The organism is Mucilaginibacter sp., assembly GCF_028288205.1.
Lineage (GTDB): Bacteria > Bacteroidota > Bacteroidia > Sphingobacteriales > Sphingobacteriaceae > Mucilaginibacter.
On sequence record NZ_JAQBOD010000041.1, the window covers coordinates 1 to 25615 of the forward strand.

Below are 25615 nucleotides of genomic sequence, written 5' to 3' on the forward strand. Positions count from 1 at the left end.
CACCATATCAGTATAAAATCGGCAGCGGCAGCTTACAAAGCAGTCCTGCCTTTAGCAGCCTTGCAGCAGGAACGTATACCATTACAGTAAGCGATGCCAACGCAATAACTTCAACAGTAAGCGTAACCATTACCCAGCCGTCACCACCGACGACCTTAGCAGTAATCATCAGTTCACAAACCAATGTAACCGCCTTTGGTGTATCGAACGGTTCAGTAACCGTAGCGGGCTCAGGCGGCACAGGTCCATATCAATATAAAATAGGAACAGGAACTCTGCAAAGCAGCCCTACTTTCAGCAGCCTTGCAGCAGGTCCTTATACTATTACGGTAAGCGATGTAAATTCAATAACTTCAACGGTAAGTGTAACGATCACTCAGCCAGCAACGCTAGCGGTAACGATCAGCTCACAAACCAATGTGATCGCCTTCAGTGGATCAACAGGTGCAGTGACGGTAATCGGTACTGGTGGAGCTTCACCTTACCAGTATAAAATGGGAACAGGAGCTCTGCAAAGCAGCTCTACTTTCAGCAGTCTTTCCGCAGGTACTTATACGATTACGGTAAGCGATGCAAATTCAATAACTTCAACAGTAAGCGTAACGATCACCCAGCCATCATCAGCCCTTGCGGTAACGATCAGTTCACAAACTAATGTAACCGCCTTTGGCGCATCAACTGGTGTAGTAACCGTAGCCGGCTCAGGTGGCACTTCTCCATACCAATATAAAATCGGCGCCGGCAGCCTACAAAGCAGCCCAACCTTTAGCAGTCTTGCAACTGGGAGTTATATAGTAACTATAAGAGACGCCAACGGGGTGACCTCAACAGTGAGTATAACGATCGGACAGCCATCATCACCTCTTACATTAGCAGTAAGTTCCCAAACCAATGTGGCTCCTAACGGCGGATCACTGGGGTCGGTAACTGTATTGGCCACAGGCGGCACCGGGCCTTACCAGTATAAGATAGGTACGGGCAGCTTACAAAGCAGCCCTACATTTACAGGCTTTGCGGCAGGTCCTTATACCATTACTGTAACAGATGCTAATGGAATAACCTCAACAGTAACAGTTACGGTGGCGCAGGTTAGCCAACCAATCACCTTTGTGCAATTTCCATCAAAAACATATGGAGATGCTGACTTTGCACCAGGCGCCAACAGCAATAACAGCACTATACCAATAGTTTACAGCAGCGATAATAGCGCCGTTGCAACTATAATAAATGGTAATATCCATATTGTGGGTGCGGGTACGGCTAACATCACCGCTTCCCAGGCCGCTATAAGCATAGCCAGCCAGCTAACCGTTGCCAAGGCGCAACTAACCGTAAAAGCGGATAACAAGGGCAGGCAATATGGAACAGCTAATCCGGCATTAACTATTACCTATAGCGGGTTTGTAAACGGAGAGGATATTAACAAACTAACTACTCCGCCTATTGTCGCTACATTAGCCACCGCTACAACCTCGCCGGGCAATTATCAGATCACACCAAGCAGTGCAGCAGCGTACAACTATAGCTTTAATTATGTTGCAGGTACCCTAACCATTATACCGTTAACCAATGCAGTTGCGACTAATCTTACCATAGGTTCGGGCACCTTGTCGCCAACATTTGCAAGCGGAACATTTGCTTATACAATCTCGGTGGGATATAATGTAAATTATATTACGTTAACCCCAACCTTTGACCCTACCGCTTCGGCAACCATATATGGCACGCCGGTACCTAATGGCAGCCCAAGCTATAATATTGGACTGAATGCAGGCAACAACGTTATCACATTAGTAATAACAGCGCAGGACGGGGTGACCAAAAACACTTATACGCTAACCGTATACCGGGCATTACCGCCAAGCGCCATTATCCCAACAAATTTTTTATCGCCAAATGGTGATGGTAAAAACGATGGTTGGGTAATAAAGGATATACAGCTTTATCCGGGCAACACGGTAACAATATTTGACAAGGCTGGCAGGGTAATTTATACCAAACACAACTATAACAATGACTGGAACGGCACGATGAACGGGTCGCCACTGGTACAAGGCACGTACTATTATGTGATACAGCTGGGCCCGACGAGGCTGAAAGGCTATGTCACTATACTGAGAAGCCATTAAGGGATAGAAACAAGAATCAAGAAAAAAGCAAACAAGACAATGCAAATCATACCCAATATAACCAAAACGCTGCTGACAACGCTGTTGCTAACAGCTGCATCCTTAATCAGCCGGGCGCAGTTGAATCCGTTCAACGCGATGTATTACCAGAACCCGTATATGTATAACCCTGCCATGGCGGGCCTAAGCAGGGTGCTGACGATCAATACCAGTTACCGGCAGCAATGGAGCGGTTTCCCGGGCACGCCTAAGACCGGCTCACTAACGGCCGATTTCCAGCCGGCAGATAAAGTAGGGTTGGGCCTGAACATCAATGATGACCAGGCCGGGCTGATCCGCCAGACGCGGATCATGGGGACGTATGCTTATCACCTGTCGCTGAACGGCCAGAATCAGCAGTTGCACTTCGGGCTGTCTTTTGGCATCGATGACTCACGGGTAGACTATAACAATGTAACCGGGGATCTCTCAGATACCGAGATAGCCCTGTACAACCAGCTGAAACCGTATGTAGACGGCGACTTAGGTATAGGCTATACCGACAATAATCTGTCTGTTGGTGCAGCTGTACCCAACCTGAAGGCGGCCTTCTTTAAAAGCTCGGATGATAGGTTTGATGCCGACCGGATGCTGTTCATCACCACAGTTAGCTATAAGATCCCGATGCAAAACGACGACCGGAGCTTTATGCTGACCCCGCTGGCCGCTTTCAGGATGGTGAAGAGTTATAACAGCATCGTGGATGTGGGCATTAACTTTAATTTAAATAACTACGGGCTGTATATGCAGAGTATCTATCATAGTAGCCGTAGCGTGGGCCTGGGCTTCGGGCTTGACCAGGGCAGCTATGCGCTGAGCTTTAACTACAACCTGGAGACCGGCTCGCTGACCCAATACACCCAGGGTGCCTTTGAGTTTGGACTAAAGCTGAGGTTGTTGGATAAAAAATAAGCAAGGGTGAGTAAACCAGTTTATTACCGCCTTTATAATTACCGAAACGCTCAAGGTGCAGGTTGCCGCACACAATTAAACAATTTGAGATACCTGTTTGTAATACTATTAAACATAAGCTATGAGCAATAATAATTTGTATGTACAGGCTTTTTATAATGGTGGCATGACCGGCTTTGAGATCATACCACGTGGAGATCATTTTGATGTTGCCCGGAATGGTGAAATAATAGCAGCGTTACAACATGGGCAAACATGGCAGCAAATATCAGGCAAGCGGTTGCCCGATGAGGTTTTACAAAGTATTTACCAGCAAATAGAAAAGCCCGAAAGCCAGGCATAGATTAGGGATATTCCAATCTATGCCCTGCCAACCTATACCTGATATTAATCTTGCGTTATAGCATGGTGGTGCTCATGGCAGGCTTCTGCACAGGCTAAACAAGCCTTGGCGCATTGTTGGCAATGGTCATAATTGTGTTTTTTGCATTCTGCGCCACATGCTCTGCATATCTCTTCGCATATAACCAGGTATTGGTGCGCAATGTCCGATTCGCGTTGCAGTAACCTTGCAGCTTGATTGCATATATCGGCACAGTCCATATCCAGTTTAATACAAGCAGCCATCATGGCAATATCCGGCTCTTTTAAACATTGGGTAGCACAATTTTCGCAAGCTAAGGCGCAATCCAATAATTGTTGAATTAATGCCCGGTGATTATGATTATCCATAATTTATAATTTAATGATTAATCTATTTTTATAATAAGCAATACTTAACAAATGTTTTTTATTTTTTTTGAACTTATAAAATCACCCAATCAGTAAATAATACCACAATCGCCATAAACAATACCATTAAAGCTCATTATTACCATTTATCTTTGAGTAATGAAAACGAGCATCCCCATATATGACATTTGCAGCCTCACACAAAAGCAGCAGGATATATTGATAAGCCGTTTTGCGCCTTATTTAAAAAGCCATCGCAATTTACATTTGGCGCATAAGCATTCATTTTATCATTTAGTATTTTTTACTAAAGGCGGCGGCTCGCAAACTATAGATTTTCAGCAGATTCCGGTAAGGCCCAACCAAGTATATTTTATGATACCCGGCCAGGTGCATAACTGGGCCTTTGAGGGTGATGTTGATGGATATATTATTAACTTCTCCGTGCCGTTTTTTCAATCGTTCCTGCTAAAGGCTAATTATTTAGAAGAGTTTACATTCTTCGCCGGCATTATACAGGATGCTGTTATTGATATCCCTGCAGAGCTTCAGGGCAAGGTGATTGATCTTTTCGAAGAGCTTATACGCGAAACAGAAGAACCAAAGCCGTTGGAAATGGATATGGTCAGATCTATTATGCTGCAGTTATTTATCAGTATAGCGCGTTTGAGTTTAAATAAGGTAAATAAAACCATACCGTCTTATAACTACATGTTGTTGCGCAGTTTTCAAAAACTGATAGAGAAGAATTATACTACTATCAAACTGCCAAAGCAATATGCCGGGCTGCTTTACATTACCCCCAACCATCTCAACGCGCTTTGCAATGATGTGCTGGGTATTTCAGCCGGCGAAGTTATTCGAAACCGGATAGTGTTGGAAGCAAAGCGTTTGTTAATAAACAATGACCTGACCATACTGGAGATAGCCAACCAGCTCAATTTTGCAGATAACTCTTACTTTACCAAGTTCTTTAAAAAGCAAGCAGGCTTTACACCGGAGGAATTCAGGAAAAGCACAAACAATCATGAACACGTTATTAAATAACACCGAAATGGAAGTATCACAATTATCAGCAGCACTTCATGCTAAATGCCCTAAATGCCGCAAAGGCAATATGTTTGCCAATAGCATGTATGGTTTATCATCACAAAAAATGAACACGCATTGCCCGCATTGCGGCTTTACGTTCGAGATTGAACCGGGTTATTTTTATGTAGCCATGTTTGTAAGCTACGCCTTTAATATTGCTGAAATGGTGAGCCTGGCCGTAGCTATATATATATTAACAGGAAGCCATAATCCATGGGTATATGTAGGAGCGCTGCTGGGAATATCTGTTATACTTTCGCCGTTTAATTTCAGGTACTCAAGGGTAGTGCTGTTGTACTGGCTAACCCCCGGTATTAATTATGATCCGAATAGGTCGGGGGATGATTATAAGAGGTTATAAATCTAAAAGATCTGCAAAATCTTCCAAAAGCAAATAACGATTTAACACCATGTGCATTACATAGCTGGTTAATTTGTTCTATATGATCCTTCAATTCTTTCACAATGATCAAAGTTGAGAAAAATTAAAATGAAAGAGGCGAATTGCAATTCGTGCAATTCGCCTCAATTCGAAAAATTCGTGTTAGATTATTACTTATCACTCAACATAATCGGATTTCCCTTACCACCTCCAATTATAATAACCTTGGCATTGGGTGACAGCGCAATTTCCTTTTGAGCTTTAATGGTTTCGTATTGCAGTTGTTTATCAGACAAACCGGTTGATAGTATCTTCTGATAATCAGCTATACCCTGGGCTTCAACACGTTTACGGTCGGCTTCCTGGCGTTCTTTTTGCAGAACGAATTGCATTTTCTGCGCGTCCTGTTCGGCCTGTATTTTTGATTCTATGCTGGCGCGTACAGTTGCAGGCAGCGTTATATTACGTACCAGTATCTGCTGAACTTCTAAACCATTTTTAGCAAAGTTGTCGCTAATGGTTTTATTTATTTTAAATTGAAACTCTTGTCTTTTAGTAGAATACAGATCAACCGCCGCGTAACTAACCGCGTTATCACGTATAGCGGTGCGTGTAACCGGGCGCACAATCTTATTTACGTAATCATTGCCGATATTTTGAAGTATAAAAGGAGCTTTTGCCGGGTTTACCTTATATAATACCGAAAGATCAATGGTAACCTCTAACCCATCTGATGACAATACACGGATAGCGTCATCACCTTCTACAGGGCCCTCATTGCTTTTGGCGCTCATGGTATAGTTTTCTGTCTGGATGCTGAACGTAGTTACATCAACCAATGGATTGATAACGTGTAATCCGCTTTCCAGGATATTGTCTTCTACTTTACCAAACAGGGTTTGCACACCTACCTTACCGGGTTCAATAACTTTAAATGCCGAGGTCATGAGTCCTAAAACCAGGATAACAATACCAACAATTGTAACAGTACCACCAAAACGGTTCCCCGGTTCGGGCGAACGTTTAAGCACTGTACCCACAATAAGTACAATGACACCTAAGATTAAAATAAGCATATATTTTTTGAGTTAAGGTTTAAGCGTATTGCGTATTTCTTTAAGCAGCTTTATTTTTAGCACTACAAAAATTGCCCCGGCAAACACCGATGCTAAAATAAAATCATAGCGTTTGTTGGTAATCCCGGTCCATGCCAGTACAAGGCATAAAATAATGCATAAATTATAAAAAGTACTTAGCGCTATTTTTTTGCCCATGGCTTAATATACAACTATATCCGGATCGATCTCTGCTGCCCAGGCCAATATACCGCCTTTAAGGTTGGCTAAGTTGGTGTAACCCATTTGCTCTAATTGCATAATAGCTGCTGCGCTGCGTTTACCGCTGCGGCACATTACTACAACTGGCTTATCCTTGCTTATTTTATCTGCTTCAATAATAATGCCGCCTAAGGGTATTAATAAGCCGCCAATGTTTGATGTTTCATATTCAAAGTCTTCCCTAACGTCAATCAGTTGGAAATCTTCGCCACTATCTAATTTTTCTTTAAGTTCTTGTACGGTTATCTCTTGCATTTTATTTAATAATTTAATATATCAAATGTAGTTTTTTTCTCTATCAATATAGGCTTAACTACCCTAAATCTACGCTATAAACCTACACTTTTACTTATTAAAGACTTTAAGCAGATCGTTCTTACCGTCAGGAGATAAGAAAACCATGTTTTTCGTCCCTAATAAAGCTTATTTCGTCACGTCAGTTCTTTTAGCTAAAAACATTCTCTTATTTTGTAACAATCGTTACCTAAGTGCGTTTCATATATGTTTATCAATATTATAGTATAATTAATGGAAAAAGTTACCCGTTTTTTTTGGTTCTGTTCGGGCGCCCACATTGATACCTTAAAAAAATATCCTATCGAGCATAATAAATATGTAGGCATTGGCGCCACTATTTTTTTTACAGCGCTATTTGCATCACTTTCGGGCGGTTATGCTATGTATTTTGTTTTTAATGGTGATGCTTTCGCGGTAGGTTTTGCCATCCTGTTCGGCTTGTTATGGGGCACGGCTATATTTAATATGGACCGCTACATTGTATCCAGCATCAATAAAGAAGGCAGTACAAATCAGCAAATATTACAGGCATCCCCACGTATTTTACTGGCAATAATGATTGGGATTGTAATATCGCGTCCGTTAGAATTAAAAATATTTGATAAAGAGATCCGCCAGAAATTAAAGACTGCTTATCTAAAAGGTCAGCACAGCAAGATAGATACGCTGCAAAAAACCTACAGCGAAAAGTATGGCATGGAGCTGGCAAAAACCGCTGATCTGAAAAAAGAAAAAGACTCGCTCGAAAAAGACATTAACCGCTCACGCACCCAGCTGAATGAAGAGGTTTTTGGCGAAAAAAATAACCAAACATCAGGCATTGTGGGTTATGGTACCTATGCCAAGCAAAAGCAAACGGTTTTACAGGAAAAGGAGGATCGCCTGAAACTGGTAACCGGCAATGCCGATAAAATGGACCAATATCTTAGTCAGCGAAAGGAATATGAGGGGGTGAACGGTGTTAAAATGCTTAATGAACGCCAGTTGGATAGCCTGGCTAAGGTTGCCGGTTTTGCCGACCGTAACTGGGCACTGGGGCAGTTAACATATAATGAGAACGGCACCCGTGATGTGGATACTTACCTGGCCATATCCTTTATTGGCTACCTGTTTATTTTGTTTGAATGCTTACCGGTATTTGTAAAGCTGATGTCGCCCAAAGGACCTTATGATGTGGCAATAGCAAAGACCTTTGAAGCTAATGTTTATTATGCTGATCGGGATAAAGAGCGCGATATAACCGTTATTGACAGCGTATATAACGACCACGTGGATGAAGATATAAAGCGACGAAAGAAAACGCTGTCCACCCGCTCAGATTATGACCGGGAAAGGCATCGGTATGATTAGGTAAATCGCTATCCCTGGTCATTACTCACCCCGACATCGCTACGTTGTGCGCTCCCCGTTTGCTATTATTTATTTTTAATCGTATTTTGAGCGCAATTAACTGAACTAAATGAAAAAACTACTTCTTACCTTATTTGCTTTTGCACTGATTGCAAGCGCTACAGTTGCACAAACTGTACAAAAACCTATTTATTACGCTGTTTCATTCCCCAATGCCGCGCATCATGAAGCCGAATTTGTAATAACTATACCACAGGCCCCTGCGGCCGCGTTGCGCCTGCACATGAGCCGCTCATCCGCCGGCAGGTATGCCACGCATGAATTTGGCAAAAACGTTTATAACGTTAAGGCAGTTAATGTCGACGGCACCCCGCTAACCGTAAAACAAGTTGATGGTGATGTATATGAAATTGACAATCACGGCGATGTTGTAAAAGTAAGCTACACCCTGTTTGGCAATTGGACAGATGGCACCTATGCAAGCATCGACCCCAGTCACGCTCACCTAAACATGCCCGCTGCTTTCATGTGGGTTGCAGGGATGGATCAACGCCCCATAAAGTTTGAATTTAATGATCTGGATAAATATGGCTGGAAAGTAGCTACCCAGTTAAAGCATGAAGGTGCAAATATCTATAGTGCGCCTAATATGCAATATATGATGGATAGCCCCATCGAGCTTTCTGCTTTTAAAGAAACCAGCTGGGATGTAGCCAATCCCGGGGGCAAAAAGCAACGCATTAATTTAACCGTACACTCGGTAGATGACCAGGGAGTGATTGATAATTTTGGTAAAATGGTACAGAAAGTAGTACTGGAAGAGCAAGCGGTATTTGGCGAGTTGCCTGTCTATGATTTTGGCGAGTATACCTTTTTAGATGATGTTTACCCAACGGTTTCGGGCGATGGCATGGAACACCGTAATTCAACCTGTATTGCACAGCCTGCGGATAAAGTTGCCGGTAATGAAACCCGCTTACTGGGCACATTCGCCCATGAATATTTCCATAGCTGGAACGTAAAGCGTATCCGTCCAAAATCATTAGAACCATTTAATTTTGACCATGCCAACATGAGCAATGAGCTTTGGTTTGCCGAGGGATTTACACAGTATTATGGCGAAATGCTATTAGTACGCGCCGGATTTATTACTCCTGAAGAGTATACCCGCTCGGTAAGCGGCTTGGTAAACTCTGTTTTAAACTCACCGGGCGCGGCAAGATATCCGGCTGTAGAAATGAGCCGTAAAGCTGTTTATACCGATGCAGGTGTATCAATCGATCTGGCTAATTATGGAAATAATTTTTTAAGCTATTACTATTATGGCGGCGCCATTGCGCTGGCGCTCGACCTGCGTTTGCGCAGCGATTTCAACTTAACGCTTGATGATTATATGCGTGCGGTTTGGCTGGCGCAAGGCAAGGTGATGAAACCTTACACAGTTCCTGATCTGCAAAATGTATTGGGTAAGCTTACCAACCCTAAATTTGCTGCCGATTTTTACAGTAAATATGTTTACGGCATAGATAAAAACAATTATGAAGCATTACTGGCAAAAGCCGGGTTTGTATTGCGTAAAGCAGGAGCAGGAAAAGTATGGTCGGGCTTATCTGCAACACCAATACGTGGCCGTTCGGGCCAGGCACGCACCACCAACGAAGCCGGGTTTGCCATAACCACCAACACTACTATTGGCACGCCGCTTTATAAAGCAGGTATTGACGCGGGCGATATTATATTAAAAGCCGACGGAAAAGATATAACCGATGCCACGTCATTTAGCCAGGCAATTATTGATAAAAAGCCCGGCGATAAGATCACTGTTGATTATAAAAACCGTACCGGCGCGCATACAACTACAGTAACGTTAGAGGAAAATCCATTTTATGAAGTAGTAACTGCCGAAAAAGCAGGCGGGCAGCCCAGCGCAGAACAAACAGATTTCCGTAAAAGCTGGTTATCATCAAAAGTAAAATAGTTCTCACGAAAAAATTTCAGCAGTAACACCACAAGGGTAGCTAAATTAGAAAGATAATGAACAACGAAAATCCTCACAAAGCGATAAGCTAATTTGCGCAGCATATAAGATTCTTCACTATCATTACCTATGATGTGTTTGTATAAACCTTGTCAGATTTGCGAAGTTTTAAAGACTTCGCAAATCTGTTTATCTACAACTCCTTCCGCATTACATAATCATTCATCCAATAAGGCCCTATCGGAACATCTTCCTCATAAGTAATAGTAAAGCCCATCTTTTCATAAAAGCTTTTAGCATTATTTTGACGGTTTACATTAAGCTCTAATACGTGTTTGCCCGCCGCTAATACTTTTTCGTTTACTGCATTGATCAAAATTTTACCATACCCTTTTCCCTGAGTTGAAGGTAAGCAGTAAATTTTGTGTAATTTATATACCTCAGGGTTTTCTTCCCGAGGCGAATAGGCGGCAAAGGCAACAGGCTGTTCGTCCTCTGTTAATAATAAATAGGTTTGGGTGCCCTGCTCAATCTGATCCGTAATTTTTTCAGAAGAATAGATCTCGGCCAGCATATATTTTATCTGCTCATTTACAAGCAACGGCGAATAGGTTGGCCACCAGGTTTCCTCTGCGAGTCGCTGTATGGTTGCCACATCGTTTATGGTTGCTTCTCTTATATGATGCATGAATACTTAGTTCTCCATGTCATTTCGAACAAAGTGAGAAATGACAGTGGGTTATTAATTAATGATTCTCCTCCTCATCAACAATTGGTGCTGCCGGTACTTTTGGCGCAGCTACATCTCCAATGGCAAAGTATTGTTCAAGCTCTGCAAGGGTTGATGAATTGGTAGCCATATCTTTGATGATCTTTCCTTTTTCCATCAGTAATATGCGGTCGCAAACATCGGTAATATGGTTAAGGTCATGGCTTGATACCAGTGTAGTCATACCTTTTTTATTTACCTCCTTCAATATATTCTTTAAGCGAAACTGGGTAGTAGGGTCAATATTGGCAAAGGGCTCATCCAGCATTAAAAGTTCGGGTTGTTGCAATAAGCACGAGGCTATACCAACCTTGGTTTGGTTGCCTTTTGACAGATCGCGAATGTATTTACCCTTTTTTAAAATTTCTCCATTAAAAAAATCAGCATACCCTGCTAAAAAATCATCCACATGCGCGCGGGTTTGCCGGTGCAGGCCGCCTATGAAATAAAAGTATTCTTCGGGAGTAAGGTAATCTATCAAAAATCCTTCATCTAAATAAGACGCGGTGTAGTTTTTCCAGTTTTCATGCCCGGCAACAGGCTCGTTGTTTGATAATACTTCACCGGCTTCGGGGCGTATCAAATCCAATATCATGCGGAACAAGGTAGTTTTACCGGCACCGTTATTACCAACCAGGCCAATACTCTCACCTTTCCTTATCTCCAGTTGTGGTATGTTTACTACGATAACGCCGCTATAAACTTTTTTAAGATCTTTTATCTGTATCATTATTACTTGTTTCTAAAACCTTCGGTTATGGTAAATTTACGTTGGTAAAAATCTGCTTCTAATGTTTTTATCCAATAGCTGCGGGTAAGTACACCTATTATGCCAATTGCCGCCATTAATGCAAAGGCCAGGTTAGGGTAACCTAAAAATTTTAGTGGCGCATAAATAACAAATGGCGGTAACAATAACAGAAATGACAGCATTAACTGTGTTGCGCCAACACCTTCCCAGTTAAATGATGCTCCTTTACTCAAATCAATACGTTTGGCGTTGCGATTGGCAAAATATAAAACAATGTTGGCGGTAACGCCCAGGTTCCACAGGTACATTACAAAATGAATCATCAATATACGCCAGCCAAAATATACATATGGGGTCGTTAATATAAAAGCCAGTGTTGATACTGTTGTAAACAACAAGTACTTCCCTTTTAAAAAGTTGGTAAAGCTAACCTTGCTCACCATAAGGCCATCAAAATGCGATGCCTGCCAGCTATACATAAACTGCCCATAGTTAATAATAAAAAACCCCGTCATAAACATCCCCACAAAAACACGAGGGGCATCGCTATTCTTCATGCCGGGGTTAGCATAAAATATTAACCCATACAGCAAGAAGAATAAAGACATGATGAGCGCCGAACGCGGGCGTTTATTACGCAATATCAGCTTGATCTCGTTAGCTACCAAATCGCCCGTAGCGCCAAAGCTATTTAGTATCGGAAACTCGGTGCTGCTTTTATATTTTTCTTTTTTGGTGCTTAACTCTTCGAGGTAAAGGTTTTGTTTGAGGTAAAAAAAGTTTAAGTAATACATGCCGGCGCCAAGCAATACGGGCACTAAAGCTAACGCCGGGTGATTAATTAAATTACCAAAAAACAGGTAGGATATATTGCGGATAGATATAATGTGCCACATAAAATCAGACAAACCTATTAGCACCAATACAGCAGCAACTATTAAAAATATCCAGCCATTTAAGTTTGATTTACGCTTGATATATAAAGCCAGGTAATTATTAAAAATGGATATCCCTAATATAGAAATGATAAAAGCTAAGGCAACCAAACCACCCGCGTCATGCAGTATTACCTTAAAAATAAAAGGAAAGAAAAGTATAATTGGCCATAAATTAAACACCGAGAACAATGCGGTTAAAGCCAGGTAACCCACAATGCTATTCCGTTTAATTGGTAGCTGTAAATACGGCTGTACCCTTAGCGTAGGCAGCTCCTGCAGTTGCAGCCTGGAAAATAGTTCTGATAGATAATAGATCAAAATTATTCCGCAAAACGAAAATATCAATGCATCATTCGGGAAAACTTTTTTCAAAACCGTATCCATAAAAAAGCCCACTACCAGCATATTTAAGAACAGGTATAAAATCAGGATAGCCATTATTATGCGTACGGCTAAATTTTTACCGGTATTTTTTGAACGCCAAAAGGCTTTTAATTCGTGATTAAAAAAAGTTGAGATCATATATACCCGCTGTGACGAATGAGTTTAATTTACTGTAATTATAATTAAATAAATTTGGTTAACGTGTATATCTAAAAACTTCGCTTATACCTCCTTCTCACTTGGAGAAGGCCGGGGTGAGGCCTAATACTTATACCTATTGCCCCATAATTTTTTCAACTTTTCTTTTGACTCATGCTCTCGTGGGTTGTTACCGGGCTCGTAAATTTTTGTGCCTTTTATAGCATCGGGTAAAAAATCAAGGTCTACAAAGTTGCCCTCAAAACTGTGAGCGTATTTATAGTCTTTGCCATAGCCAATGTTCTTCATTAGTTTGGTTGGGGCATTACGCAGATGCAGTGGCACGGGGAGGTCGCCGGTTTGTTTAACTAAACCCATGGCTGTACCAATAGCCGTAGTGGCCGAATTACTTTTGGCCGATGTAGCGAGGTATATAGCAGTCTGTGAGAGGATCAACTGCGACTCGGGCATACCAATTACATTTACAGAATTAAAGCAAGCCTGCGCCAGTAAAAGGGCATTAGGGTTAGCATTGCCAATATCTTCTGATGATAGTATCAGCATGCGGCGTGCTATAAACAGCGGGTCTTCGCCCCCTGCAATCATACGCGCCAGCCAATAAACCGCCCCGTTAGGGTCGCTGCCACGCATAGATTTGATGAAGGCCGATATAATATCATAATGCTGTTCGCCGGCTTTATCATAAAGCGCCATATTTTGCTGTACGTGGTCCAGCACCGCTTTATTGGTGATCTCTATTTTTTTACCCTCGAAAGCGTTTACCAGCAGTTCAAATATATTCAACAGCTTGCGGGCATCCCCGCCTGACAGGCGAAGTAAGGCTTCATTTTCTTTTATGACGATGCTCTTTTTGCTCAGCACAACATCTTCTTTCTGTGCCTTATCCAGCAGGCTAAGCAAATCTTCTTCTTCCAAAGGCTGCATGATATAAACATGGCATCGCGATAGCAAAGCCGATATTACCTCGAACGAGGGGTTTTCGGTAGTGGCACCTATTAGTGTTACTATGCCACGCTCAACAGCGCCCAACAATGAATCCTGCTGCGATTTAGAGAAGCGGTGTATCTCGTCAATAAACAATATCGGTAAAGAATCGCCCTCTTCTTTTAAACGCGAAGCGGTTTCAATAACCTCGCGCACATCTTTTACGCCCGAGTTTATCGCACTTAGCGAAAAGAACGGCCGCTCAAGCGTTTGCGAAATAATATAGGCCAGCGTAGTTTTGCCCACACCCGGCGGCCCCCAAAACAGCATAGACGGCAACGCGCCACTCCCGATAGCTTTACGCAATACCGCGCCCGGCCCCACCAGGTGTTTCTGACCAACATAATCATCCAGATTTTTGGGGCGCATGCGCTCTGCTAACGGCGGTAGGTTATTCATATAGTAAAAATCTGAAAAGTTTAGGCCAAATCCTAAATTTTTTAGTATTTTTAAATAACAATTAAATGAGGTAATGATATATAAATTTACACCAATTTAATTGTTTCTTAATTTTATTATGTCGATATTTACACCAACAAACAACAATTGGTATGGAATTCGACTTCAAAAGTATCTTAGATTTAGTAAAGGCTTTCCCTGATGAAGCAACCTGTATTGCTTATTTAGAGGAAATGCGTTGGAACGGTGTTATAGTATCACCATTTGACGAAACCTCTAAAGTATACAAATGTGCAGGTGCTAAATTCAAGTGCAAAAATACAGGCAAATACTTTAATGCAAAGGTCGGTACTATCTTTGAAGATAGCAAAATTCCATTGATTAAATGGTACATGGCTTTGTACTTATTTTCAAGCCACAAAAAGGGCATTTCTTCCCACCAGTTAAGCCGTGATATAGATGTTACTCAAAAGACCGCATGGTTCATGTTACACCGCCTACGCTTCGCCTTTAATACCCCTGCTTTCAAGAAACAATTTGACGGAGTTGTAGAAGTTGACGAAACCTATGTTGGTGGCAAGGACTTTAATAAACATGAGCATAAAAGAAATGGTAAATCAGGAAGAAGTTTAGATGCTAAAGCCCCTGTATTTGGCATGAAGGATAGAAAATCTGGTAATGTAGTAGCAATGGTTGTTCCTAATGTTAAAAGAGAAACGTTAATCCCTATCCTACAAAACTTTATCATGCCCGATAGTATAGTTATTACTGATAATTTCAAAGTATATGATAAGTTGAATTTGTTATACTCTCATGCAAGAGTTAATCATAGTGCGAAAGAATATGTAAATGGTATATTCCACACAAATGGCATTGAGAATTTTTGGAGCCACTTAAAACGTGGGGTTGATGGGATATACCATTGGGTAAGTGTAACGCATTTACAGGCTTATGTAAATGAATATACATTGCGATATAATACTCGTAAATTTACTACATCAGGCAGATTTGATTTGGTGTTAGCTAATGTAGCAGGGCGTTTAACTTATAAAGAATTGACAAAATGAGCAAAATAACAGTTGATAATACAGAAATAACAGTTATCACAGAGGGTGGTAGGGATTTCATCTGTTTAACAGATATGATGAAATCCAAAGATGGAGATTTTTTTTTAACGGATTGGCTAAGAAATAAAAATACCCTCGATTATATATCCGTTTGGGAGAGGTTAAACAACCCTGATTTTAATTATGGCGAATTCGCCATAATTACATCTGGTGCGGGTCGTAATTCATTCAAGGTTAGCGTTAAAGACTTGGTTGAAAAATGCAATGTAAAGAGTATTACCTCTAAAGCAGGGAGATATGGAGGTACGTATGGTCACAAAGACATAGCTTTTCATTTTGGAATGTGGATTAGCGCAGAGTTTCAGTTATTATTAGTAACAGAATATCAGCGATTAAAAGAAGAAGAAACGAAACGATTAAATTCTGAATGGGACTATAGGAGGTTTTTAAGTAAAGCGAACTATTCAATCCATACAGACGCCGTTAAAAACCATGTCATACCTTCTTTGCATGTGGAAAAAGATAAAGAATGGATTGTATACGCAAATGAGGCCGATCTTTTGAGTGTGGCCGTTTTTGGATATACCGCTAAACAATGGAAAGAAGCAAATCCAAAATTACACCTCCAGGGCTTAAATATGAGAGATATTGCAGACGCACATCAGTTGTTAGTTTTATCAAATTTAGAGGGCTACAATGCTATTCTAATAGGCAAAGGAATTGATAAATATCAACGCCTTGTAGAACTAAGGAAAGCAGCTGTTTCGCAACTTGCTTCACTAAGAGCATCAATATATACAGAAGATAAAATAAGAAGCCCTTATTTACCGTCAAAAAAAACGACTGAACCCGTAAAGCCAACTTTCGGGGCTTTATTAGGTGCTGTTGCTAATGCTGGTAAACCACCTAAAGAGGATAACTAATTATTTATTTGGTTTAAGTTTTTTTTCATTTACAGTTATAGTGCCGAATGAAATATGGCTTATATGCCCTCCATTAGAGGCGTCGAGTTTTACTACTGAACTATTGTTTATTGGTACTATTTGGAATGTTTTAGTAATTCCAAATCCATTTGACCTTAAAGAAGATTGAACTTTTTGAAGGATACCATTGTCATAATTTATTTGCATAACCCTCTGCAAACTATCTCTTTTAAATAAACTGACATAAGAAATTTTATCGCTATCAATTTTACCGGTCAGGGTGGTAATTTTATCTTTTAGAAATTGAGTGTCGCCGTTTTGGACTGCTTTAGAATTATCTTCTCTAATAGCCTTCCATACTCCTGTGCAAAGGGATAAAAAACAAATCGTTATTAATATTTTACCTTTCGCATTCAACCCCTTTAAATCTACTCTTAGCAATCGCCCTTTCTTGTCTTTTATATCTTCTTTATTTTGAAAACCATTAAAGAATAAAGGCATTATTAATAATATAATTCCAAAAATTATCAACATGATATTTAATATTTCATCTAATGTTAAATCATTCATTATTTTGGCTTTAGACAACTAATATAAAACTATTTTTTAAATAGTGTAAATTAGTATATCATTGCCTTAAATGATAACTAAGTTTACCCAACCCAACTACCACCCCATCTGCGACGAGCTTGCGATGGCCGATGCTGAACTATCAGGCATCATCAAAACCCACGGTTACCCGCCGCTATGGAGCCGCCCCAATACTTTCGAAACTTTGGTGCATATTATCCTGGAGCAGCAGGTTTCGCTGGCATCTGCCCTATCAGCATTAAATAAATTGAAAGAGCGGGTACCGGAGCTTACGCCTGCCCGGGTATTACTGCTTACCGATGATGAGTTTAGGGCCTGTTATTGCAGTCGCCAAAAAACGGCCTATATAAAATATTTAGCCGAAGCCATATTAAGCCGGCAAGTTGATCTGGACTTATTTGAGCAATTACCTGATGATGAAATACGCGCGCAATTAGTAACCCTAAAAGGAATAGGTAACTGGACGGTAGATGTTTACCTGATGTTTGTTTTGCAACGGGCAGATATATTCCCCATTGGTGATTTGGCGGCAGTAAATGCGTTAAAGCGGGTTAAGGGTTTGCCCGCGGCTGTTACAAGGGAAGAGATAATAGTAGTTGCCGAACAATGGCAGCCTTACAGAACAGTAGCTACGATGTTGTTGTGGCACTATTATTTATCAGCACCCAAGAAAGGGGCAAAATAAAAATGTCATTTCCACATAGCGAAAAATCTACTCACCCTATATAATGTATAAATTCTTACTGCGTTACCTGTGACGTGTTTGTTTAATTGTGTGGCAGAGGCTGTCATAATTAAAGTTGTAACTTTGCCCCATAATAGCAATCACCTCAATAATGGATGAATTAATAGTAAAAGACAGCAACGGAAACCAACTGCATGATGGCGACTCGGTAACAGTTATAAAAAGCCTAAAGGTAAAAGGCGGCGGCACTACCATAAAACAAGGTACCACGGTAAAAAAGATACGCCTTACCGATAATGATGAAGAAGTAGATTGTAAGATTGATGGTATGAGTATTGTTTTACGGACGGAGTTTTTGAGAAAAAAGTAAAAGATTAGCTATTGAAGATTGGTTATTGAAGATTAAAGATTAGTTGATTTGCAAATACTAATCTTTAATAGCTAATCTTTAATCTTCAAGAGCTAATCTTGGTCAACCCTACATATTTCTTCTGTACTGCCCGCCAACCTCATACAGCGCATGCGATATTTGCCCAAGCGAGCAATACTTACAAGCTTCCATCAAGCTTTCAAAGATATTTTCACCGGCTATGGCGGTTTTTTGCAGGTTCTTTAGCAGCTGGCCTATTTGAGTATCATTACGTTCCTGGAACGCGTGTAATGCGTTTATCTGGTATTGTTTCTCTTCTTCGGTAGCACGTATCACTTCGGATGGCGTAATAGTGGGCGATCCTTTTTTGTTGAGGAACATATTCACACCAACAATAGGGTACTCGCCATTATGTTTTAGCGTTTCGTAATACAGCGATTCTTCCTGTATTTTACTGCGCTGGTACATCGTTTCCATCGCACCTAAAACCCCGCCGCGGTCGTTAATATTTTTAAATTCGGCCATTACCGCCTGCTCCACCAAATCGGTTAGTTCTTCTATGATGAAAGCACCTTGTATCGGGTTCTCATTCTTAGCCAAACCCAACTCGCGGTTAATAATCAACTGAATAGCCATAGCCCTGCGTACCGATTCTTCGGTAGGCGTAGTTATCGCCTCATCGTAAGCATTGGTATGCAGCGAATTACAATTATCATAAATAGCATACAAAGCCTGCAGCGTGGTGCGGATATCATTAAAATCGATCTCCTGCGCATGTAATGAGCGGCCACTGGTTTGAATATGGTACTTCAGCTTTTGCGACCGGTCATTACCTTTATATTTATTCTTTATCGCCTTGGCCCAAACGCGCCTTGCAACACGCCCGATAACTGAATATTCCGGATCAATTCCATTCGAGAAAAAGAAAGATAAATTAGGTGCGAAATCATCAATATGCATCCCCCGGCTCAGGTAATACTCCAGGTAGGTAAATCCGTTGGATAAGGTAAAGGCCAGCTGCGTAACCGGGTTGGCCCCAGCCTCGGCAATATGGTAGCCTGATATAGAAACCGAATAAAAGTTTCTTACCTTCTCATTAATAAAATACTGCTGCATGTCGCCCATCATCCGCAAGGCAAACTCGGTACTGAATATGCAGGTGTTTTGCGCCTGATCCTCTTTTAAAATATCTGCCTGTACCGTGCCGCGCACGGTGGCAATGGCATGGGCTTTAATTTTTTGGTAGACATCCGCAGGCAAAACCTGATCGCCGGTTAAGCCGAGGAGCATAAGGCCCAAACCATCATTTCCGGCAGGTAATTCGTCATCATGATATTTTGGCCTTGCTAATCCCCTATCCTCATAAACCTCCTTAAATTTCGCCTCGACCAAATGCTCCAGCTTATGCTCAGTAATATATTTTTCGCATTGCTGATCTACCGCCGCGTTCATAAAAAAGCCAAGTAACATTGGGGCCGGCCCGTTAATGGTCATGGATACCGAGGTAGCCGCATCACACAAGTCAAACCCCGAATACAGCTTCTTTGCATCATCCAGCGTAGCTATACTTACCCCGGCATTACCTATTTTTCCGTAGATATCGGGCCGCACATGCGGGTCCTCGCCATAAAGCGTAACCGAATCAAATGCCGTACTCAACCTATGCGCCGGCTGACCTAACGATACATAATGGAACCGCTTGTTCGTCCGCTCGGGGCCACCTTCGCCGGCAAACATCCGTGTAGGGTCTTCACCCTCGCGCTTTAGCGGAAACACCCCGGCAGTATACGGGAACTCGCCCGGCACATTCTCTGTAAGCAGCCAACGCAAAATATCGCCCCAGGCTTCATATTTAGGCAAGGCGATCTTTGGTATCTGCAATTGTGAGAGCGACGTATAAAACAACGGTTGCTTAATTTCTTTATTTCTAACCTTATAAATAAAATTTTCGGCTTTATATTTCAAAACCGTATCGGGCCACTCAGCAAGCAGACGTTTGCAATCGGTGTGTAGTTGTTTTTCTAAATGTTTTTGTACATCCGCTAAACCCGCAACCATGTTGCTGTCTTGTTTAGTTAATAACTCGATAGTTCCTTTTAGTTGGAACAATTGCTGCGCCACTCCGCACTGTTCATTCACCCATTTGGTATAGGCCTCGCTGCTTTCGGCAATCTCTGCCAAATATCTTGTCCTATCGGGCGGAATAATATATATCTTCTCAGCTTCGCTGCCATCACCTAAACTGGCTATGTCTTTTAATTCAAATGCAACCCCCGTTTTCACCGTTATCTTTTTCATTAGCGCCGCAAACAGGGCGTTCATACCCGGGTCGTTAAACTGCGATGCCATGGTGCCATAAATTGGCAGGTCATCGTCCTTAGCGTCGAATAGTTTATGGTTGCGTTTATATTGTTTGCGCACATCGCGTATGGCATCCAAAGCGCCGCGTTTGTCGAATTTATTCAGGGCCACCATATCGGCAAAATCCAGCATATCTATCTTTTCCAGCTGAGTTGCCGCGCCAAATTCGGGGGTCATAACGTAAAGCGACAGGTCGCAGTAATCGGTTATCATCGTATCACTTTGGCCAATGCCTGATGTTTCTACAATAATCAGATCATACCCTGCCGCTTTGCAAATATCTACAGCGTCCTGTACGTGTCTGCTCAGCGCCAAATTAGCTTGCCGTGTAGCCAAACTGCGCATATAAACCCGCGGATTGTTTATCGCATTCATCCGTATCCTGTCCCCCAGTAAAGCTCCGCCTGTTTTGCGCTTGCTTGGATCTACCGAAACTATGGCCAGCGTATTATCCGTCTCCATCAAAAAACGGCGCACTATTTCATCTACCAGCGATGATTTACCCGAGCCGCCCGTGCCGGTGATGCCTATCACCGGGATAATTTTAGTAGCAGAGGCAGTTGCAGTAGCAGGTATGGGGATAGCTGCGCCATCTTCGGCCAGGGTTATTAAATTTGCTATGGCGTGGGCATTCTTATCGCCTAAATGTTTTAGCTGACCGTTTAGATGAGTTACTGTTTTAAAATCACACTGCCTCAGCATATCATTTATCATGCCTTGCAAACCCATGGTCCGCCCATCATCGGGCGAGTATATTTTGCTGATGCCGTAGGCCTGCAGCTCGGCAATTTCATGGGGCAGGAACACCCCGCCACCGCCACCAAATATCTTGATATGGCCCGCGCCGCGTTCGGCAAGCAGGTCATGCATATATTTAAAGTACTCTACGTGACCGCCCTGGTAGCTGGTAAGGGCAATGCCCTGCACATCTTCTTGTATGGCGCAGTTTACCACCTCGTCTACACTGCGGTTATGGCCCAGGTGTATCACTTCGGCACCACTGGCCTGCAGTATGCGGCGCATAATGTTTATGGTAGCATCATGCCCGTCAAATAACGACGCGGCGGTAACAAAACGTATCTTATTGGCACTTTGGTAACTGGCGCTTTCCATAACTCACATTGGTATACAACAAAATTAATAAAATAGTTTGGGGTAAATACTATGCACGCATAATAAACCGGGTGCAAATGAATAAATAAACGCGTGCCGTTTACTCACCCCGACATCACTACGTTTGTCGACCTTCTCTTCGCTGCGCGCAAAGAGAGTAATCCTATACTTCCACGCGCCGGGTCGGTACACGCCGACACAAGCTGATCTTTAACCGGCAATCTCTAACCACTAACCTTACAATAGTCCTTATTATCAAATCATTATCCCAAATCTTATCCCCCAAATAAAAATGAACAAAATGAACAGCGCGCTTTATTCTTTTTACACTTATCTTTAAAAATATCTTAAACCCTATCACATCTTAATGTACTTGCCAGTTTTGGGGTTAAAATTGGTTACATTATTTAGTTAAGTTGGTTACAATTAGCCGGTGTAGTTGCATAACTGCACCGGTTTTTTTATTTGGCTCAATTGTATACCCCATAATGTCTTTAAGCTAAAAAAACTACTTTAAATTTCACCTTTCTTATTGCTATTGTAAAAAACATATTACAAAAGCTCTTAAATTACTTTGCTTTAAATTAAACATACTTGCCTGCCACCTGTTACCAATAAATAATTTAGCTTTAACTGATGGTTGAAACGGTTAAAAAATGGTGGCTGAAATATACTGCGACAATTGAAACCAGGCTTTCTTTACGCGGGCAGTCCGAACAAAAAGACCTGCACTTTTGGCAAAACCAATTGTTTTTTAATTTCCTTATCTACTGCCTGCCCGTTAGCTTAATAGCGCTGCTTCCCGGCGTAATTGCAGCCATGATAAATGGTTACCATGTTACTGCAACGGTTGATATGCTAAGCTTCCTTTTAATTGTATTTGTTACTTTTTTTAAACCGTTAACCCCTGGCGCCAGGAAAGTTTACATTATTGGCATATTCTATTTTTTATCCGTTTATTTAATAAACGCGCTGGGTTATATGGGGCCGGGCGTATTTTATTTGTTTTTTACCACAGTGCTTATTGCACTGGTATTGCCCATACGCTACGCTTACTGGTCGGTTTTGTTAAATACGGTGTTGCTGTTAGGTTTTGCTTTAATTATCAAATTCAGGCTTTTTAACAGCGCGCTCATCCCCAATTATGATGTGGGCCAATGGATAGCCTTTAGCTCTAATTTAGTTTTTGCAAGTATTGTTATTGTATCGCTCATCCACCGCATTTTTGAAAAACTACAAACAACTATAACAAACAAGAGTCATTTACAGGAAAGGTATAAAAGCATTTTTAACAATAGCCCCTTGCCTATGTGGATATTTGATGCCGAAACCCTAAAGTTTTTAGATGTAAACGAGGCCGCTTCCAAACGCTATGGTTATACAAAGGAAGAGTTTTTGTTAATGACGATAAAAGATATCCAATCGCCCGAAAAAACTGCAGAAGTAGAAATGATAGTAAAAACCAATAATGAAACCGGCAATTACTACGAAGGCAGTTCGCGGCATATTACAAAAAACGGCGACTATATTTATGTAAGTATAGAAAGCAATCTTTTATATCTGGATAACCGCCCGGTAAGGCTGGTGCTGGCCACAGATATTACCCAACAGGTAAAACACCAGTTAGAAATATTTGCTACTAATAAAAAGATCAAAGAATCAGAAGCTAACTTACGGGCCGTGTTTGATAGCGCCATTGATGGTTTTGTGCTTTTAGATACACAACACCACATTAAGTTATTCAACTCCAGGGCCACGGCATCTATGCGGTTTAATAAGGACCAACGTGAACTGGAAATTGGCCGCTGTATCTTCGAGTTTGTAGAAACCCCGCAGTTAGTGTATTTTGAGCGATTTATAAAAAAAGTATATGCCGGCGAAGTAATTGATTATGACAGGAAATACCGTACCGACAAAGGAACTACCAACTGGATACGTTATACCCTTACACCGGTTTACGAGGACCATGTAATTACCGGGGTATTCATTACCGGGCGCGATATTACCGCGCGTAAATTGTATTTAAAAATGGTAGAAGATCAGAATAAGATCTTCCGCGAAATTTCATGGGCGCAGTCGCATTTGGTGAGGGGCCCGCTGGCGCGTATAATGGGCCTGGTGCCCATGCTTGGATCTGCCACCAGTAAAGCCGAACAGCGGGAAATATTAAAGTATATAACCCTATCAGCCAACGAGCTTGATGCCATTATCCGTGAGATATCTCAAAAATCAAATGATATTATTGATAAACATCCGGTGCCTGTTAATGCTTAGATGTAGTGTTTCACAAATTAATGAAACACATGAAACACTCTTTTAGGTTAACTTATTGATATATAGAAATTTGACAAAATGAGTGAAACACTTTGAAACAGTACAAAAGCTTCAGGTGAACTAAGATAAGTATTTTATAATAAGCATTTTATGCTATTTCACCGATTTTTGCAAATTTAGGGTGAAACACCTGATGTGAAACACTTTTGAGAACGCAGAGGAAACTTATTTTTAAGAATTTAAAACAGCGCAATCTTTGTTCATTTGCACATTTGGCACTTAAACTTTATCATTTCAAGATAAAAATTTTGATAATATTGTTTCAAAATTCAACAGTATGAAAGCGAAAAAAATATGGGCTAATTTTAGTGTAAAAGATGCAAAGCGCACCAATCAATTCTATACACAATTGGGTTTTACTCCCAATAAGCCAAACACCGATCCTAAGCTAGCTAGTTTTCTTTTTGGTGATGATGATTTTGTGATTCATTTTTTTGAACAGGGTTCAAAAATAGATGAATATTTAACACCCGGGTCAAAAACTACCAACGAAATTATTTTCACACTTTCTGCAGAAACAGAGGCGGAAGTGAATGAATTGGCAGAGAAGGTTAAAAACGCTGGCGGTAATATTTTTCACGAAGTGGGGAGAGATGAAACCAATTATTATGGTTTTGCCTTTGCTGATCCTGACGGTCATAAATTTAATGTACTATTAATGGATAAATGGATGTGATTAAATCTTGGGTATTCGAGAAAATTACAGCCACGCCCAACATCCTATATGGTGTCTTGTATGCAGTCAAATTACTGCCTTTAATCCTGTTTGATTATCTTTAAACAAAGATATGAGTATGCAGCCCTTGCTACAGCAAACGCCTATTGTTGTTCGAAGTCGTTGGTGGAATTTAAAGATTGGTCTGGTAGCTTTTATTAGTGCCTAAACTAAAGCAAGTTACCCCCACCATCTATACATATTTCCGCCAAATAAATGGTGACGCTATTTTGCCAGTGTATACGGGTGTATATGGTGTATATACTTACCATATACACCTACACCCTAAACCAAATGCCCCGCCGCTTGTTACCTTATAAAACACCCCGGGTTATGGTACAATACAATATTATTTATATGCAGGCGGGCCACCCGTACCTATGGAACGGCCACAGCTTTGACAAACTGCAAAGCACCGACCGTAAGAACCTGCACTACAGCGGCCCCATTACTAACGATGATAACCTGCTGCAAACCCTGCAAAAATGCCGCGAAGCGCTGCAGTCGGTTTTCCCCCATGATGCAGCGGCCGAGCTGGAGGTTGTGGAGGTTGATATAGTTTCGGCCAAAGGGGTGAAGTAGTGGGGGTGTCATGGCATGGGTGATTGGATGCTAACTAACTTTGTTGTATGTCCCCGAAGCTTATTTGCTGACACTTTCTTCATAGAACCTACAATATTGGTATTAATGAGCAATGAAAAGAGGGCAAAGGCCTGCCGGAAAACGCGGGCCTGGGAGTCTGGCCTTGTGCGCGGAAGGATTTTTCCGGCTTGATGTTTGGTTACTTTGCATCTAAGGTAAAGTAACTAGGCCTTAGCGGCCAT

24 protein-coding genes are annotated in these 25615 nt (G+C 41.4%); 14 read left to right on the plus strand and 10 right to left on the minus strand.

Features of this window, described 5'->3' with window-relative positions; translation table 11 throughout:
* From JWR23_RS09120 to JWR23_RS09130, 3 genes are all read left to right on the plus strand, one after another.
* A partial coding sequence (locus JWR23_RS09120) for a gliding motility-associated C-terminal domain-containing protein (RefSeq protein ID WP_299515485.1) occupies positions 1 to 2129 on the plus strand: 2129 nt, incomplete at its 5' end.
* Between the two features lie 39 nt (positions 2130 to 2168).
* On the plus strand, positions 2169 to 3080 hold the full coding sequence (locus JWR23_RS09125) for a PorP/SprF family type IX secretion system membrane protein (RefSeq protein ID WP_299515486.1): 912 nt from the start codon (positions 2169 to 2171) through the stop codon (positions 3078 to 3080).
* 121 nt (positions 3081 to 3201) lie between these two features.
* On the plus strand, positions 3202 to 3423 hold the full coding sequence (locus JWR23_RS09130) for a hypothetical protein (RefSeq protein WP_299515487.1): 222 nt from the start codon (positions 3202 to 3204) through the stop codon (positions 3421 to 3423).
* 44 nt (positions 3424 to 3467) lie between these two features.
* Here JWR23_RS09130 and JWR23_RS09135 read toward each other — a convergent pair whose 3' ends face one another.
* Positions 3468 to 3812, minus strand: coding sequence for a four-helix bundle copper-binding protein (locus tag JWR23_RS09135; RefSeq protein ID WP_299515488.1), 345 nt, complete (start codon positions 3810 to 3812; stop codon positions 3468 to 3470).
* Positions 3813 to 3971: 159 nt separating this feature from the next.
* On the opposite strand from JWR23_RS09135, the gene JWR23_RS09140 reads away from it, so the two are divergent.
* Both JWR23_RS09140 and JWR23_RS09145 read left to right on the plus strand, forming a co-directional pair.
* Positions 3972 to 4859, plus strand: coding sequence for an AraC family transcriptional regulator (locus JWR23_RS09140; protein ID WP_299515490.1), 888 nt, complete (start codon positions 3972 to 3974; stop codon positions 4857 to 4859).
* Positions 4840 to 5265, plus strand: a complete 426-nt coding sequence (locus tag JWR23_RS09145) for a DUF983 domain-containing protein (RefSeq protein ID WP_299515492.1) — start codon at positions 4840 to 4842, stop codon at positions 5263 to 5265. The genes JWR23_RS09140 and JWR23_RS09145 overlap by 20 nt, the downstream gene beginning before the upstream one ends.
* Positions 5266 to 5456: 191 nt before the next feature.
* On the opposite strand, the gene JWR23_RS09150 is transcribed toward JWR23_RS09145, so the two are convergent.
* From JWR23_RS09150 to JWR23_RS09160, 3 genes are read right to left on the minus strand one after another with little or no spacing between them, the layout of a single operon-like run.
* On the minus strand, positions 5457 to 6362 hold the full coding sequence (locus tag JWR23_RS09150; RefSeq protein WP_299515493.1) for a prohibitin family protein: 906 nt from the start codon (positions 6360 to 6362) through the stop codon (positions 5457 to 5459).
* Positions 6363 to 6374: 12 nt separating this feature from the next.
* The gene (locus JWR23_RS09155) at positions 6375 to 6560 is read right to left on the minus strand and encodes a DUF6358 family protein (protein ID WP_299515494.1); all 186 of its coding nucleotides are present in this window, start codon (positions 6558 to 6560) and stop codon (positions 6375 to 6377) included.
* A gap of 3 nt (positions 6561 to 6563) precedes the next feature.
* The gene (locus JWR23_RS09160; RefSeq protein WP_299515496.1) at positions 6564 to 6878 is read right to left on the minus strand and encodes a rhodanese-like domain-containing protein; all 315 of its coding nucleotides are present in this window, start codon (positions 6876 to 6878) and stop codon (positions 6564 to 6566) included.
* Positions 6879 to 7151: 273 nt separating this feature from the next.
* On the opposite strand from JWR23_RS09160, the gene JWR23_RS09165 reads away from it, so the two are divergent.
* The gene (locus JWR23_RS09165) at positions 7152 to 8270 is read left to right on the plus strand and encodes a DUF4407 domain-containing protein (protein WP_299515498.1); all 1119 of its coding nucleotides are present in this window, start codon (positions 7152 to 7154) and stop codon (positions 8268 to 8270) included.
* A gap of 109 nt (positions 8271 to 8379) precedes the next feature.
* A complete protein-coding gene (locus tag JWR23_RS09170) occupies positions 8380 to 10248 on the plus strand; it encodes a M61 family metallopeptidase (protein ID WP_299515499.1) in 1869 nt (622 codons plus the stop codon).
* Positions 10249 to 10441: 193 nt separating this feature from the next.
* On the opposite strand, the gene JWR23_RS09175 is transcribed toward JWR23_RS09170, so the two are convergent.
* From JWR23_RS09175 to JWR23_RS09190, 4 genes are all read right to left on the minus strand, one after another.
* Positions 10442 to 10936, minus strand: coding sequence for a GNAT family N-acetyltransferase (locus JWR23_RS09175; RefSeq protein ID WP_299515502.1), 495 nt, complete (start codon positions 10934 to 10936; stop codon positions 10442 to 10444).
* A gap of 58 nt (positions 10937 to 10994) precedes the next feature.
* Positions 10995 to 11747: an ATP-binding cassette domain-containing protein gene (locus JWR23_RS09180; RefSeq protein WP_299515504.1), complete on the minus strand. Its 753-nt coding sequence runs from the start codon at positions 11745 to 11747 to the stop codon at positions 10995 to 10997.
* Positions 11748 to 11749: 2 nt separating this feature from the next.
* The gene (locus tag JWR23_RS09185) at positions 11750 to 13228 is read right to left on the minus strand and encodes a DUF5687 family protein (protein ID WP_299515505.1); all 1479 of its coding nucleotides are present in this window, start codon (positions 13226 to 13228) and stop codon (positions 11750 to 11752) included.
* A 123-nt stretch (positions 13229 to 13351) separates the two neighbouring features.
* Positions 13352 to 14632: a replication-associated recombination protein A gene (locus tag JWR23_RS09190; RefSeq protein WP_299515507.1), complete on the minus strand. Its 1281-nt coding sequence runs from the start codon at positions 14630 to 14632 to the stop codon at positions 13352 to 13354.
* A gap of 152 nt (positions 14633 to 14784) precedes the next feature.
* On the opposite strand from JWR23_RS09190, the gene JWR23_RS09195 reads away from it, so the two are divergent.
* Together JWR23_RS09195 and JWR23_RS09200 are read left to right on the plus strand one after the other, a co-directional pair.
* Positions 14785 to 15699, plus strand: coding sequence for an IS1595 family transposase (locus JWR23_RS09195; RefSeq protein WP_299515509.1), 915 nt, complete (start codon positions 14785 to 14787; stop codon positions 15697 to 15699).
* Positions 15696 to 16622: a KilA-N domain-containing protein gene (locus JWR23_RS09200; protein ID WP_299515511.1), complete on the plus strand. Its 927-nt coding sequence runs from the start codon at positions 15696 to 15698 to the stop codon at positions 16620 to 16622. Before JWR23_RS09195 ends, JWR23_RS09200 begins: the two co-directional genes overlap by 4 nt.
* Here the strand turns inward: JWR23_RS09200 and JWR23_RS09205 are convergent, their stop codons facing one another.
* Entirely contained in the window at positions 16623 to 17192 is a 570-nt protein-coding gene (locus JWR23_RS09205; RefSeq protein WP_299515513.1) for a hypothetical protein, read from the minus strand. It abuts the gene before it with no gap.
* 70 nt (positions 17193 to 17262) lie between these two features.
* On the opposite strand from JWR23_RS09205, the gene JWR23_RS09210 reads away from it, so the two are divergent.
* Entirely contained in the window at positions 17263 to 17898 is a 636-nt protein-coding gene (locus tag JWR23_RS09210; protein WP_299515515.1) for a DNA-3-methyladenine glycosylase 2 family protein, read from the plus strand.
* Between the two features lie 151 nt (positions 17899 to 18049).
* A complete protein-coding gene (locus tag JWR23_RS09215; protein ID WP_299515516.1) occupies positions 18050 to 18268 on the plus strand; it encodes a zinc ribbon domain-containing protein YjdM in 219 nt (72 codons plus the stop codon).
* A 108-nt stretch (positions 18269 to 18376) separates the two neighbouring features.
* Here the strand turns inward: JWR23_RS09215 and JWR23_RS09220 are convergent, their stop codons facing one another.
* A complete protein-coding gene (locus JWR23_RS09220) occupies positions 18377 to 21742 on the minus strand; it encodes a methylmalonyl-CoA mutase family protein (RefSeq protein ID WP_299515518.1) in 3366 nt (1121 codons plus the stop codon).
* A 636-nt stretch (positions 21743 to 22378) separates the two neighbouring features.
* Here JWR23_RS09220 and JWR23_RS09225 point away from each other — a divergent pair.
* The 3 genes from JWR23_RS09225 (at position 22379) to JWR23_RS09235 (ending at position 25373) form a co-directional block, all read left to right on the plus strand.
* Entirely contained in the window at positions 22379 to 24016 is a 1638-nt protein-coding gene (locus JWR23_RS09225) for a PAS domain S-box protein (RefSeq protein WP_299515519.1), read from the plus strand.
* 337 nt (positions 24017 to 24353) lie between these two features.
* The gene (locus tag JWR23_RS09230; RefSeq protein WP_299515520.1) at positions 24354 to 24752 is read left to right on the plus strand and encodes a VOC family protein; all 399 of its coding nucleotides are present in this window, start codon (positions 24354 to 24356) and stop codon (positions 24750 to 24752) included.
* 291 nt (positions 24753 to 25043) lie between these two features.
* The gene (locus JWR23_RS09235) at positions 25044 to 25373 is read left to right on the plus strand and encodes a hypothetical protein (protein WP_299515521.1); all 330 of its coding nucleotides are present in this window, start codon (positions 25044 to 25046) and stop codon (positions 25371 to 25373) included.
* Positions 25374 to 25615 lie beyond the last annotated feature (242 nt).

Bases quoted from the DNA above. Each gene is read 5' to 3' on its own strand.
- JWR23_RS09125 (WP_299515486.1), top strand. From the start codon at position 2,169: ATGCAAATCATACCCAATATAACCAAAACGCTGCTGACAACGCTGTTG.
- JWR23_RS09130 (WP_299515487.1), top strand. From the start codon at position 3,202: ATGAGCAATAATAATTTGTATGTACAGGCTTTTTATAATGGTGGCATG.
- JWR23_RS09135 (WP_299515488.1), bottom strand. From the start codon at position 3,812: ATGGATAATCATAATCACCGGGCATTAATTCAACAATTATTGGATTGC.
- JWR23_RS09140 (WP_299515490.1), top strand. From the start codon at position 3,972: ATGAAAACGAGCATCCCCATATATGACATTTGCAGCCTCACACAAAAG.
- JWR23_RS09145 (WP_299515492.1), top strand. From the start codon at position 4,840: ATGAACACGTTATTAAATAACACCGAAATGGAAGTATCACAATTATCA.
- JWR23_RS09150 (WP_299515493.1), bottom strand. From the start codon at position 6,362: ATGCTTATTTTAATCTTAGGTGTCATTGTACTTATTGTGGGTACAGTG.
- JWR23_RS09155 (WP_299515494.1), bottom strand. From the start codon at position 6,560: ATGGGCAAAAAAATAGCGCTAAGTACTTTTTATAATTTATGCATTATT.
- JWR23_RS09160 (WP_299515496.1), bottom strand. From the start codon at position 6,878: ATGCAAGAGATAACCGTACAAGAACTTAAAGAAAAATTAGATAGTGGC.
- JWR23_RS09165 (WP_299515498.1), top strand. From the start codon at position 7,152: ATGGAAAAAGTTACCCGTTTTTTTTGGTTCTGTTCGGGCGCCCACATT.
- JWR23_RS09170 (WP_299515499.1), top strand. From the start codon at position 8,380: ATGAAAAAACTACTTCTTACCTTATTTGCTTTTGCACTGATTGCAAGC.
- JWR23_RS09175 (WP_299515502.1), bottom strand. From the start codon at position 10,936: ATGCATCATATAAGAGAAGCAACCATAAACGATGTGGCAACCATACAG.
- JWR23_RS09180 (WP_299515504.1), bottom strand. From the start codon at position 11,747: ATGATACAGATAAAAGATCTTAAAAAAGTTTATAGCGGCGTTATCGTA.
- JWR23_RS09185 (WP_299515505.1), bottom strand. From the start codon at position 13,228: ATGATCTCAACTTTTTTTAATCACGAATTAAAAGCCTTTTGGCGTTCA.
- JWR23_RS09190 (WP_299515507.1), bottom strand. From the start codon at position 14,632: ATGAATAACCTACCGCCGTTAGCAGAGCGCATGCGCCCCAAAAATCTG.
- JWR23_RS09195 (WP_299515509.1), top strand. From the start codon at position 14,785: ATGGAATTCGACTTCAAAAGTATCTTAGATTTAGTAAAGGCTTTCCCT.
- JWR23_RS09200 (WP_299515511.1), top strand. From the start codon at position 15,696: ATGAGCAAAATAACAGTTGATAATACAGAAATAACAGTTATCACAGAG.
- JWR23_RS09205 (WP_299515513.1), bottom strand. From the start codon at position 17,192: ATGAATGATTTAACATTAGATGAAATATTAAATATCATGTTGATAATT.
- JWR23_RS09210 (WP_299515515.1), top strand. From the start codon at position 17,263: ATGATAACTAAGTTTACCCAACCCAACTACCACCCCATCTGCGACGAG.
- JWR23_RS09215 (WP_299515516.1), top strand. From the start codon at position 18,050: ATGGATGAATTAATAGTAAAAGACAGCAACGGAAACCAACTGCATGAT.
- JWR23_RS09220 (WP_299515518.1), bottom strand. From the start codon at position 21,742: ATGGAAAGCGCCAGTTACCAAAGTGCCAATAAGATACGTTTTGTTACC.
- JWR23_RS09225 (WP_299515519.1), top strand. From the start codon at position 22,379: ATGGTTGAAACGGTTAAAAAATGGTGGCTGAAATATACTGCGACAATT.
- JWR23_RS09230 (WP_299515520.1), top strand. From the start codon at position 24,354: ATGAAAGCGAAAAAAATATGGGCTAATTTTAGTGTAAAAGATGCAAAG.
- JWR23_RS09235 (WP_299515521.1), top strand. From the start codon at position 25,044: ATGGTGTATATACTTACCATATACACCTACACCCTAAACCAAATGCCC.